This is a genomic window from Thiocystis violacea, from assembly GCF_016583575.1.
Classification (GTDB): Bacteria; Pseudomonadota; Gammaproteobacteria; order Chromatiales; family Chromatiaceae; genus Thiocystis; species Thiocystis violacea.
The window spans coordinates 1-11608 of the sequence record NZ_NRRG01000083.1 but is presented as its reverse complement, the minus strand read 5'-3'; the positions used below and the strand labels follow the sequence as shown (position 1 = coordinate 11608).

Here is an 11608-nt window from a genome sequence, read left to right as displayed (position 1 = left end):
AGTCTTATAAGGTTCAAGTTCGTCAAAGATTGGCCGAAGGACTTCCCATTCTTCATCGGAAAGGTCGCTCGGATATCTCAAAGGCCATTTTTCCAGGTCTGAAGTCATCATAATCCGCGAATTAGAATCCGTATTTTGTATAGATTTGGCGGATTTTATGGTGCCAGGCTCTTTGAAATCAAGGGTTTAGTTTTTAGACATCCTCTTAAAGCCGATGACTGAAAGTCATTCCACCACGAACTCGTCGTCATTGTGATTCGGGTGTTGACCATGATTTTCCAAATACTCCTGTATCATCTCATCCGTCACATGACCCGAACTAAAAGAGGCATACCCAATCCCCCAGAAATGTTTACCCCAATAGATTTTCCCAAGCTGCGAAAATTCTTCTTGTATTTTCCTTGATGATCGACCCTTACATAATCGAACAATATCGCTTACCGACAGTTTTGGAGGATAGGATATGTATAAGTGAACATGATCTTTATTGACTCGGCATTTGATAATTTGAATATCGTTTTGGTCGCAGACTTGACGAATCAGATCCCGAATACGCAAACCAATATCTTTCGTCAATACTTTGTATCGGTATTTCGTAATCCAAATCAGGTGGACTTTCAAGTCATGAACAGCGTGCGATGCCTTTCTGTAAGACCTCATAAATGAGAGTATACTAAAAGTCTTGCACTAAAGTGCATAGTTTTTACTAACGAATTGATACAATAAAGTAGAGGACTACCTCGGCTAATCGTCGAGTGCGATGAACTTTGGTCATTTGCACTGAAAAAGAAATAAAAGCAATGGGTTTGGATAGCAAAGGATCGTGATTCTGGATATATTGTTGGCCTTATAATAGCGCTCTCTCAGCTCAGGCTCATCTGTGGTAACTATTCAGGACCACTTGCCAACCAATCGGCTCGACCGGTAAATTTCTCTCATGCCGGAGTCACTTCCCGCCACCGCTGGTCCGGAAAGCAAAGACGCCGAATTGGGGCGTTTGCGGGCGGAGAACGCGGCGTTACGTGCCCAAGTTGCAGCGCAGGCCGCGCAGATTGTCCAACTGCTCGAACGCCTCCAAGCCCTCGAAACCCGTCTGGCCAAAGACAGCCACAACTCCAGCAAACCCCCGTCCTCGGATCCGCCGTTCAAGAAACCACCCCCGCGCTCCCGACGCACGCGCAGCGGCAAGAAGCCGGGCGGTCAGAAGGACCATCCGGGCGCCACCCGTGCGCTGGTCGATGCTCCGGAGCAGACCGTGGTGATGCCCTTGAGCGGGCGTTGCGCCTGCGGGCGTGACGCGCGCGCGATCGCCGTCGACGTTTCGCCCGAACGGCGCCAGGTGATCGACCTCGTGGTGCGCCGCGAGGTCACCGAATATCGGACGGTGACGGGCCTGTGTGTCTGCGGTCAGGTCCATCGCAGCGTCTTCCCCGAGGAGGTGACGGCGCCGGTGCAGGATGGACCGGGGCTGTCGGCCTTGGCGGTCTACTTAACCCATTATCAGCAACTGCCTGACGCGCGCACCGCCGAGTTGCTCGGGAGCTTGGCCGGCATCGCGCGCTCCCCCGCGACGCTCTACGCCATGGGACGGGACGCGGCCGCCCGTCTGTCCGCGCCGGTGGCCGCCATCGGCCAGGCTGTGGTACGAAGCGCCGTCGCCCATGCCGACGAAACCGGGATGCGCGTGGCTGGTGCCCTGCACTGGCGGCATGTGCTGTGCACCACCGCCTTGACCTTCTACGCCATCCACGCCAAGCGCGGCGCCGAGGCGCTGACGGCGATCGGGCTGCTGGCCAACTTTCGCGGGATCCTGGTCCATGACCACTGGCGGGCCTATCTGAGTAGCGCCGCCGAGCATGCCTTCTGCAACGCGCACCATCTGCGCGAGTTGATCGCCATCGCCGAGGCCGACCCCGTCCTCTCTTGGCCGAAGCGCCTGATCGCGCTGCTGTGCGAGGCCAATGACACCACCCTCGCGGCACGGGCGGCCGGTTTCGCGGCCCTGTCCAGCCTCATGATCGAGGATCTCTTCGCCCGTTACGATGGCATCCTCGCCGACGCCGCCTGTTTCCATCCCCGCCGCCGACCGCCGCCGGGCCGCCGACGGCAGGTCAAGCAGACGCCCGCCTTCAATCTCATCGCGCGACTGCGCACGCAGCGCGAGGGCGTGCGGCGCTTCGTTACCGACCTGCGCGTTCCCTTCGATAACAACCTCGCCGAGCGCGATCTGCGCATGCCCAAGCTCAAACAAAAGGTCTCAAAGACTGTATAGAAACTAACAGATTGATTTTGGAAGAATTTCCATGATGAAACTTCGCCTTCCCGGCCTTTCCCGGGGCTCTCCTCACGACAACCTACTGATTTTCTAAGAGTAGATTCCTTTACAGTCTCTCAGGCTGTTTCCGTTCCGCCGAGGGCGCCGAGGCGTTCGCCACGGTTCGCTCCTATCTTTCGACGCTGCGCAAGCCGTCGGTCGACCTCTATCAGGCCCTGGTGATGACGTTTCAGGGACAGCCCCCGATGCCACGGTTGGCATAACGGCGTCTGGCGACCTGAATAGTTACCATCTGTGAAATCATATAGAGAAGGGCACTACCCCCGTCGCGGATGTGACGCGACACGCAGTTTCGATCGCACAGGCTCGGGTAAGTTAGAAACCGATCCGCGGCGCGGTGAGCCGAGGAGTTCCGTTCCATCGCGCCGCGAAACCCCTTCCCGGCCCACCACGAGGGCATCCGTCCCATGCGACCGAAACTCTTGATCGCGCTCCTGGCCGTACTCACGCTGTCCCAGAACCCGGCCTGGGCCGAGGAATTCGGCACCCGCGTCGCCATGCGGGAGAAGTCAGCGGCGACCTTTTATGTTCCCGCCCACATCCAGGGCTTTGGCGACACGGAACTCATGGTGGATACCGGATCGGGCTACGTCACCATCAACGAGAACACCCTCAAGGTGCTCAAGCGCGAGGGCCGCGCCCGCTTCGTCAAGCAACTCCAGGGCGTACTGGCCAACGGCAGCGAGCTGGTGGTTCCGGTCTATGCCATCGATGGGCTGAATATCGGCGGCCACTGTCTGCTCCAGAACGTGCAGGCCGCCGTGTTCCCCGGCGACGCGCGCCAGATCCTGGGCCTGAGCGCCCTGCGCAAGGCCGCCCCCTTCATCTTCTCGGTGGATCCACCCTCGCTGGTGCTCAGTCACTGCCAGGCATCGGTCGCCAGACTGGCCTCCCCAGCGGCGGCCCTGGCCGCCGTCGACTGATCGATCGCCCCGACGAACGGCCGTCCGTCCGGCCGGCTCACCAGCAAACCTCGACCTCGGCCGGCAGCACCCGCACACGCGCCTCGGTGGCGTTGAAATCCCTGGAGGGGGCGCCGTTCACCCGGACCTCCATCAGTGGCTCGGCCATCGGGGGGGCGATCTGGATCCCTCCGGGCGGGATCCGGAGCTCGCCGCCGAGTCGGATCAGGATCCTGTCCTCACCCAGCGCCCTCAGCGTCAGATCCAGCGTGCCGTAATGGGTCGGCAGACCGGTGATCACGACCTCGCCGGCATCGAGCCATTCCGAGGGGATCCCGGCCGCCACCACCAGCGAACGATCGGATTCGCGCTCATAGGCCAGACAATCGCGGAAGGCGAGACAATACTCGGCGCCGATCCCCGCGTGGGGCAGATCGCCCTGGTCAGCCGGCGCCCTGGGGTCGCGCCAGGTGAGGCCGGGCCACTGATTCCAGGCGACCGGACGCCGCTCGTCGAGGAAGAAACAGGCCAGCTCGTGCGCCTCGTCGCGCCGTCCCAACCGCACCAGGGCGCCGATGACGCGCATGTCCAGGGCGCTGTAATGTGTCCAGGGCGTCGGGTTGGCGCCATGGCGCTCCCGGAACGCCTCCATGAAGCGGTCGAAGGTGCGATGCAGCGCCGGGACGGGGAGTCGATGCGCCTCGTCGATCAGGGTCAGGGCGCTGGCCGTGGCCGTCGGGTCGAGTTCCGCCCCCTCGACCGAGGCCGGCAGGTAATCGATCCCCTGCGCGTCCATGGTGCGCGTGATCGAGACATGAAGACAGACGCGGAATTCCTCCAGCAGCACCGCGAGCCGAGCGGCTTGCGGAAGATCACCGAGCGCCTCGGCCAGTTCGACGGCATCCTTGAACCCGCGCAAGGCCCAGAAGTCGTCCCGGTAGAGATGCGCGACACGCGGCGCCTCGCCATCCCGGCGGACGGATTCCGGCAGCAGCCCGAAGCAGGCGCGACGCTCCGGCGTTCGGAAATAGGGCGTCAAGCGATCGGCCCGCAGTTGCTCCAGATAGCCGACGGCCTTGAGCACGGCCGGCCAGAGTTCGCGCGCCAGGGCGAGATCCCCCGAGAACCTCAGATAATCCGCGACGATGAAAACGAACTGGCCCTGGCTGTCGTACTCCGGCCGCCAGTCCGCGCCCTGGCTGTCCACGCAACCGGGGACATGGCCATCGGGCGACTGGAAGCGCGCGTACCAGCGAATGTAGTCGCCGACCTCAGGGACACGCCCGAACCGCGACAGGGCCGCGGCCATGACGGCGCCGCTCCGGATCCAGGAACGCGCCTCATGACGCGGACCCGGCTGGAGCGCCGGACCGTCGCGGTTGATCAGGATATGCGCCAGCGCCCCATGGCAGGCGTCGGCGTAATCGCGCGCGATCGCCGGCAGCTTGAAATCGACGGCGTCCAGCACGCGCGACCATTGCACGAGCGCGCTCGCGAGCCGAGCCGCGCCAGGGACGCCGCTCTCCTGCTCCTCCTGGAGATCGGCCTCGGTGCGTTCGCCAAGGGGCACGGCGCAATAGATCTCCTCGACACCCCCAGGTTCGATGGACCGATCGAAACAGAGCGCGGCCGAGGCATGACCAAAGGGGTCCATGACCTCGCGCGCCGGGGGCAAGCCGCCTGCGGCGATGAATTCGGTGATGGATCCCTCGTCGAAGGTGGCCGCGCCGAAGCCGGATGGCGCGGATAGCGGCCTGAGCGCCAAGCGGCCATTGACCCGCACCGAGCCGTTGCGATAGCCGATCCGCCGGATGCGCCGCGCGCCGCCGACATCGCGCGCGCCCTGCCAGGGCGGCGACACCTGGAAGGGCCGAACCGCGACGTAAAGAGCGACCGAGCGGGCCAGCGAGCCGTGATTCTCCAGCCGATAGCGCAGATAGAGGGCGGCACGCCCCGATGGCCCCACGGAAAAGGCGGTCACCGAAAGGGCTAGGCTGCCCCAGATCCAGAAGGATTCGGGAATCGGCAGGGGAGGATTCGCCAACCCCTGTCGAATGGTGCAATCGGCCCAGGTCACCAAGGCGCCGTCGACCATCAGGAGCGGCTCGATCGCGTATCCGGCGCGCTCCACCTCGACCAGACCTTCCTCGTTGAAGAGGGCTGGCGCGCACCCGCCCGGCATACCGACCACGGTCCAGTAGCTCTGCTCGCGATAGAGCCAGCGCGGGAAACGTCCGATGGGCCAGTCTTCCGCCTGGCGATGAAAGAACTCGTCGATCGAACGGGCAGCGGACTCGTGCAGAACCTCCAGGTCCACCAGCCCAGGAACCGGCGCGTCCGCCGGTCCATCGAGCGCCAGGCGCAGAAAACGCGCCAGGCCATTCGGCAGATAGACGTAGCTCCTGAAGCCGACGGAGCGTGGCGCGGAATAGACGCACGACCAGTCGCTTCCGTCCCCGCTCGTCAGAACCCGGAAGGCGCGCGGCGCGTCTCGATCCCAATGCAGGATCAATCCACCGTGGTCACCGATCTCCTGAAAATCCAGCTCCACCCAGGCCGGCAACCGGTCGGCGCGCCAGGAGGTCGTTGGATTGGCGTCCAGGACACGCCCGGCCTCCTCGCCAGGGCAGGCGCCCGAGGCCCGCGCCAAGGGCGCGGCGAGGGTGCGGTCCTCCAGCCGCAGATCCGCGACCCACAGACAGCCGTGACCGCCGGGGCGGGCGGTGATCGCGATCTCGACCGCCTCGATCTCGACGGGGACGCCGCCGCCGGCCGGACCCTCGCCAAACCGGATGTCCCGGCTGTCGATGCGCAACAGGCGCCAACCCGAGTCGAAGTCGAAGGACTCATCGCGAAACCACCAGAGATTCTCCCCGCCCGCCCCCAGCAGTCTGAACTCGAAGCCGCTGGCGGAAGCCTCGGCCCTGATTTCCATCATCAGGGCGAAGCTGGCGGGCAAGGATCGACGCAGCGGCCTGCGCGCGACCAAGCGTCCACCCGCGTCACCGAGAGCGAAATCCAGTCGCATGGCCGAGGCGCTCGGGCCGTTGTCCGGGCGGATCCGCAATCGTCCCTGTCCGCACGCCATGGCGGACCAGCCGGTCGGTTCTTGGAAATCGTCCAGGAGTTGGATGGACATGCGGGCGATCCTCGGCTATGGAACGCGCCATCGAGTCCGCTCGGCATCCCACGATAAACAGCCGATGGAGGCCCGGCGCCTCGGCGCATCTACGCTATACCCCGCCAGGATGAAAGTCATCCGGGTTTCTAGCCGGGAGCGCGCGGCTCGAACAGGACTGGCGTCTGTTTCCTTGGCCGCTTGATTTAAACTGAGCCGGCCAATCGCCTCGATCCCATAACCAACCCCAGCGCCAGCCGGCGCGCCGACAGCCGCAGCGAGGAACCATTCATGTCAAGCGCCTCCTTCCTAAAGGGCAAACGCGGCGAATATCTCGTCGTGCTGCAATTCGTCCTCTTCTTCGCCTTCATTCTGACCCCCTCCTGGAATCCGCTCGCGACCGCCGGACTCCTGGACGCCCTGGCGGTTCCGCGCTGGATCTTGCTCATCGGCCTCGGGACCATCGCGCTCCTGCTCGGTGCCCTGGGCTCGATTCACATCCGCGACTATCTCACCCCCCTGCCCTATCCCGTCGACCACAACCAACTGGTCCGGCATGGCGTCTACGCCTGGGTGCGCCATCCGCTCTACGCCAGCCAGCTTTTCGCCGCCCTCGGATGGACGCTCTTCACCCTGAGTCTCCCCCATCTCCTGATCCTCGTGATCGCTTTTTTCTTCTTCGATTACAAGGCCGGCAAGGAAGAAGGCTGGCTGACCGAGCGCCACCCGGAATACGCGGACTATGCCCTCCAGGTACGCAAGTTTGTTCCCTGGATCTATTGATCCCTGGTCGGGATCGACCGAGTCAAGGTCGCGCCGCTAGAGGTCTCCCGGCGATTCCACCGGGGGCTCGCAATGGGTGCCCCGACAGCGATAGATCCGGGGCCGCTCCCCGGCGACCATGGCCGCCAGCGATCCCGGCAAGCTCTCGGCCGAGGCGGGAATGGCGAGGACGAGTCGCCGTGGCCGGTATCCCTGCTGGGTCTGTCGCGCCCAGGTCTCCAGTCGGTCGTCGGCGGCGCGGATGACCAGGGTCTCGGGCGGATCCAGATACTCGTCGAGCGCGAACAGGAGGCTGGCGTGGGCATGGGGCATCCGCCGGATGGCGTCGGCCGCGAGCTTGAGGGTGCCGGCGGCGGCGTCGAGATAGCGCGGCTCGCCGATGAGGTGACCCAGACGCTGCAAGGCGTGCGCGGCCACGCCGTTGCCCGACGGCATGGAGTCGTCGCCGAGGGGTTTGGCGCGATGGATGAGTGGCTCGTGCGAGCGACCCGTGAACCAGAATCCGCCCTGCTCGCTATCGTGGAATTCATCCAGCAGAACCTCGGCCAGCGCGATGGCGAACGCCAGATCCGATCCCGACCAACGGGTTTGGAGCAGTTCCAGCAAGGCGTCCAGAAGATTCGCGTAATCGTCCAGATAGGCATTGAGATGGGCGACGCCATCCTTGTAGGTGGCGAGCAATCGGCCATCGCGCCACAGGGTCGAGCGGATGAAGCGCGACGCCTGCTCGGCCGATTCCAGATAGTCGGGGCGATCGAGCACCCGCGCGGCGCGTGCCATCCCTTTGATCATGAGGGCATTCCAGGCGGTCAGGATCTTCTCGTCCCGACCCGGATGGATCCGATGCTCGCGATGGGTGAAGAGGGCCGCTCGGGCGGTCTCCAGCAAGGACTGGACCTGGGCGAGATCCAGGCCCTGATCCTCCGCGATCTGCTCGGGCGTTCGGTAACCATGCAGATGCCAGCGTCCCTCGAAATTCGGCGGTCGGTCCAGACCCAGAACCGCCGCGAGGACCGCGTACTCCGCCGCGCTCAGGAGCGAGCGGATCTCCTCCCGGTCCCAGACGTAGAACGTACCCTCATGGCCTTCGCTGTCGGCATCCAGGGTCGAGTAATAGCCGCCCTCGGGGGACTGCATCTCGCGGATCACCCAGTCCGCGGTGGCCTCGGCCGCGTCGCGGAACAGAGCCTCTCCGGTCGCGGCATGGGCGTCGCAACAGAGCGCCAGCAAGGGTCCATTGTCATAAAGCATCTTCTCGAAGTGCGGGATCATCCATTGATCGTCCACCGAGTAGCGACAGAAGCCACCGCCGAGCTGGTCGGTCAAGCCTCCCCGAATCATGCGTTCCAAGGTTCGGGACGCCATCCCGAGCGGTCGCGGATCCGCCGTCCCGGCGCTCGCGAGGGCGGCGTGACGCCTCAATAGAAACTCCAGATCGGTCGTGTGCGGAAACTTGGGGGCGCCTCCGAAACCGCCATGCTCGGCGTCGAAATCGCTGACCAACGCCTGAAAGGCCGCGTCCAGCCACGCGGCCTCGGGCGGGTGCTGGCCAGCCTTGGGCTCCAGCTCCGCCAGCGCCTCCATGAATCCCTGGTTTTGAGCCCGGATGGCGTCGCCCTGCTCGCGATAGGCGCGCTCCACGCTGACCAGCAACTGGGCGAAGGACGGCAGCCCATGGCGTGACTCGCGTGGGAAATAGGTGCCGGCGAAAAATGGCTTGTGATCGTCCGGCATCAGAAAGACCGTCAGCGGCCAACCGCCGGCGTGCTGGCTCAACAACTGGTGCGCGGTCTGGTAGACCCGGTCCAGATCCGGCCGCTCTTCCCGATCCACCTTGATATTGATGAAGAGCCGGTTCATCAGCTCGGCGGTCGCGGGATCCTCGAAGGACTCGTGGGCCATGACATGGCACCAGTGACAGGCCGAATAGCCGATCGAGAGCAGGATCGGCCGGTCCAGCGCGCTGGCCAGCGCCAACGCCTCCTCGCACCAGGGCCACCAATCGACCGGGTTGTGGGCGTGTTGCTGGAGGTAGGGACTGGTGGTCGCGGCCAGTCGATTGGTCCGCGTGATCGGGGAAGGCGTGGACATGGCGGGTACCTCGCTGTCTTGACCGGATGTGGCGAGCCAGGGGTTGCAAACGCGGGGGGCTCGCGAATTTTTCGAGGCTTCAAGGACACTCAACCGCGGCGCGGCGGTCTATCCTGGTCGATAGGTTTGGATGGTGGGTTCCCGCGCGGGCGGTTTCCATGGCGACGTCATCCGGATCCGCTTCTGATAGTCTTCGCAGGCTCACGACGACCGCATTCACCCTGATCGAGAATCCACCATGAAGACTCAACCACTCCTCCTGCGCAAGGACCAGGAACGGCGCCTGGTCGCCGGCCACTGCTGGATCTACAGCAACGAGGTCGACACCCAGGCGACCCCATTGAAAAATCTGGAACCAGGCCAGCCAGTCGAGATCCTGAGTCGTCAGGAACGCTGGATCGGGCACGGCTACGTCAATCCGCACTCGCTCATCTGCGCCCGCATCGTGAGCCGCGACCGCAACCATCCGCTCAGCCCAGCCCTCTGGCTTCAACGCATCCACGACGCCCTGAGTCTGCGCGAGCGGCTCTATTCCCAACCCTTCTACCGTCTCGTCTTTGGCGAGAGCGATGGCCTTCCGGGGCTGATCGTCGACCGTTACGGTGATCTGCTGGCCGTTCAGATCACGACCGCCGGCATGGAGCGCGCGCGCGGCGAGATCCTGGCCGCCCTGGAGCAGGTCATCCGCCCGAAGGCGATCGTGCTGCGCAACGACATGTCCGTGCGCGAGCTGGAAGGACTGGAGCAGGGCGTGGAGTCGGTCCTGGGGGATCCAACCGATGAGTTGACCCTGACCGAACAGGGACTCGAATTCACCATCTCACCGCTGACCGGACAGAAGACCGGCTGGTTCTTCGACCAGGCCGAGAACCGTGCCCGTCTGGCGCGCTATGGCGTGGGCGAGCGCGTGCTGGACGTCTGTAGCTACATCGGTGCCTGGGGACTGCGCGCGGCCGCGCTGGGCGCCACGGAGGTGACCTGCGTCGACTCCTCGCCCACCGCCCTGGAGCGGGTCGCGGACAACGCCGCCCGCAACAAACTGGACACGCGCGTGAATCATCTGCGCGGCGATGCCTTCGAGGTGCTGCGCGAACTGCGCGACCAGGGCCGCCGCTTCGACACCGTCATCCTGGATCCGCCGGCCTTCATCAAACGCCGCAAGGACGAGAAGGACGGCGCCCAGGCCTATCAGCGGCTCAACCGTCTCGGGATGGAGGTGCTGGAGCCGGGCGGGCTGCTGGTGACCTCCTCCTGCTCCTTCCACATGAGCCGGGACGCCTTTCTGCGCGCGGTGCAACTGGCGGGACAGCGCGCCGGGCGCGGACTCCAACTGCTCGAAACGGGCCAGCAGGGTCCGGATCATCCCGTCCAGCCCGCGATCCCGGAGACCGCTTATCTCAAGACGCTGTTCCTGCGCGTGCTGCCTGGACTCTGATGTTGAAGATGGATTTTGCTCATGCGGTTACATAAACTTTCCGGGATCGACGATGAGCTTTGTTCAGCGCGTAAAACCCCCGTATTCAGGATTTAAGTACCATGCACTCCGACAGGCCGCGAACCCCCGGCACCCTCCAAACCACTCCTGGCTCGGCCAGGACCAATCGCCTGTCCGTGACGGGCGCTTGTCTCGCGCTCAGCCTGGCCGGGATCCTCGGTCTGGCCGGTTGCGCCACCTCCCCGCCGCCGACCACCGCCAAGCGGATCGGTCCGGTCGACAGGGTCGTGGTGAAGAAATCACAGCGTCAGCTTGAACTCGTCAGCGGCGGCAACGTGGTGCGCCAGTATCGCGTGGCGCTCGGCGGCTCGCCGGTCGGCCACAAATATCGCGAAGGCGACCAGCGCACCCCCGAGGGAAGCTATCAGCTCAACTGGCGCAATCCGAACAGCAATTACTACAAGGCCATCCACGTCTCCTACCCCAGCCAGAAGGATCGCGCGACCAGCCGCCAGCTTGGATACAACCCCGGCGGCATGATCATGATTCACGGTCTACCCAACTACATCCAGTCCGAAGGCATGCGTCGCCAATACGCAAACCGCGACTGGACGCAGGGATGCATCGCCGTGCAGAACCATGAGATGGACGAGATCTGGCGTCTGGTGCGCGACGGAACGCCGATTCAGATCGTGCCTTGAGCGTCGGCTTTCTCCCCCTGCGGGATGGGCCAAGCGAAGCCTGCCCATCCTGTACGCTCCGCCTGGAAGATGGGCACGCCCGACCAACCCGGCATCCCCAATCATCCCAGTGGCCTTGCCCATATATGGTCCGCCCCGCGATGCAAGAGGAAAACCGCTGTTTCTGACAGAAGGGACGTTGCAGCCATATATCCGGCATCTTGAGGTGTCGTCGCCGACCCTCGTGCCCTGATGGAATTCGCG

General features: G+C 64.0%; 8 protein-coding genes. 5 read left to right on the top strand and 3 right to left on the bottom strand.

The features are described from left to right. Window positions 1-225: 225 nt before the first annotated feature. Window positions 226-660: an IS200/IS605 family transposase gene (gene tnpA, locus CKO27_RS22265; RefSeq protein WP_200377118.1), complete on the bottom strand. Its 435-nt coding sequence runs from the start codon at window positions 658-660 to the stop codon at window positions 226-228. Between the two features lie 277 nt (window positions 661-937). Here tnpA and tnpC point away from each other — a divergent pair, with 277 nt between their 5' ends. Both tnpC and CKO27_RS22255 read left to right on the top strand, forming a co-directional pair. Continuing rightward, a complete protein-coding gene (gene tnpC / locus CKO27_RS22260) occupies window positions 938-2272 on the top strand; it encodes an IS66 family transposase (protein WP_200377117.1) in 1335 nt (444 codons plus the stop codon). Window positions 2273-2742: 470 nt separating this feature from the next. After that, entirely contained in the window at window positions 2743-3258 is a 516-nt protein-coding gene (locus tag CKO27_RS22255; protein ID WP_200377116.1) for a retropepsin-like aspartic protease, read from the top strand. Window positions 3259-3295: 37 nt separating this feature from the next. Here CKO27_RS22255 and CKO27_RS22250 read toward each other — a convergent pair whose 3' ends face one another. Continuing rightward, a complete protein-coding gene (locus CKO27_RS22250) occupies window positions 3296-6376 on the bottom strand; it encodes a hypothetical protein (protein WP_200377115.1) in 3081 nt (1026 codons plus the stop codon). Window positions 6377-6646: 270 nt separating this feature from the next. On the opposite strand from CKO27_RS22250, the gene CKO27_RS22245 reads away from it, so the two are divergent. Continuing rightward, entirely contained in the window at window positions 6647-7138 is a 492-nt protein-coding gene (locus tag CKO27_RS22245; protein WP_200377114.1) for a methyltransferase family protein, read from the top strand. Window positions 7139-7174: 36 nt separating this feature from the next. On the opposite strand, the gene CKO27_RS22240 is transcribed toward CKO27_RS22245, so the two are convergent. Next, window positions 7175-9229 (bottom strand): thioredoxin domain-containing protein, encoded by a 2055-nt coding sequence (locus CKO27_RS22240; protein ID WP_200377113.1) that lies wholly within the window; start codon window positions 9227-9229, stop codon window positions 7175-7177. 238 nt (window positions 9230-9467) lie between these two features. On the opposite strand from CKO27_RS22240, the gene CKO27_RS22235 reads away from it, so the two are divergent. Both CKO27_RS22235 and CKO27_RS22230 read left to right on the top strand, forming a co-directional pair. Further along, entirely contained in the window at window positions 9468-10664 is a 1197-nt protein-coding gene (locus tag CKO27_RS22235) for a class I SAM-dependent rRNA methyltransferase (RefSeq protein WP_200377112.1), read from the top strand. Between the two features lie 101 nt (window positions 10665-10765). After that, on the top strand, window positions 10766-11365 hold the full coding sequence (locus CKO27_RS22230; protein WP_200377111.1) for a L,D-transpeptidase family protein: 600 nt from the start codon (window positions 10766-10768) through the stop codon (window positions 11363-11365). Window positions 11366-11608 lie beyond the last annotated feature (243 nt).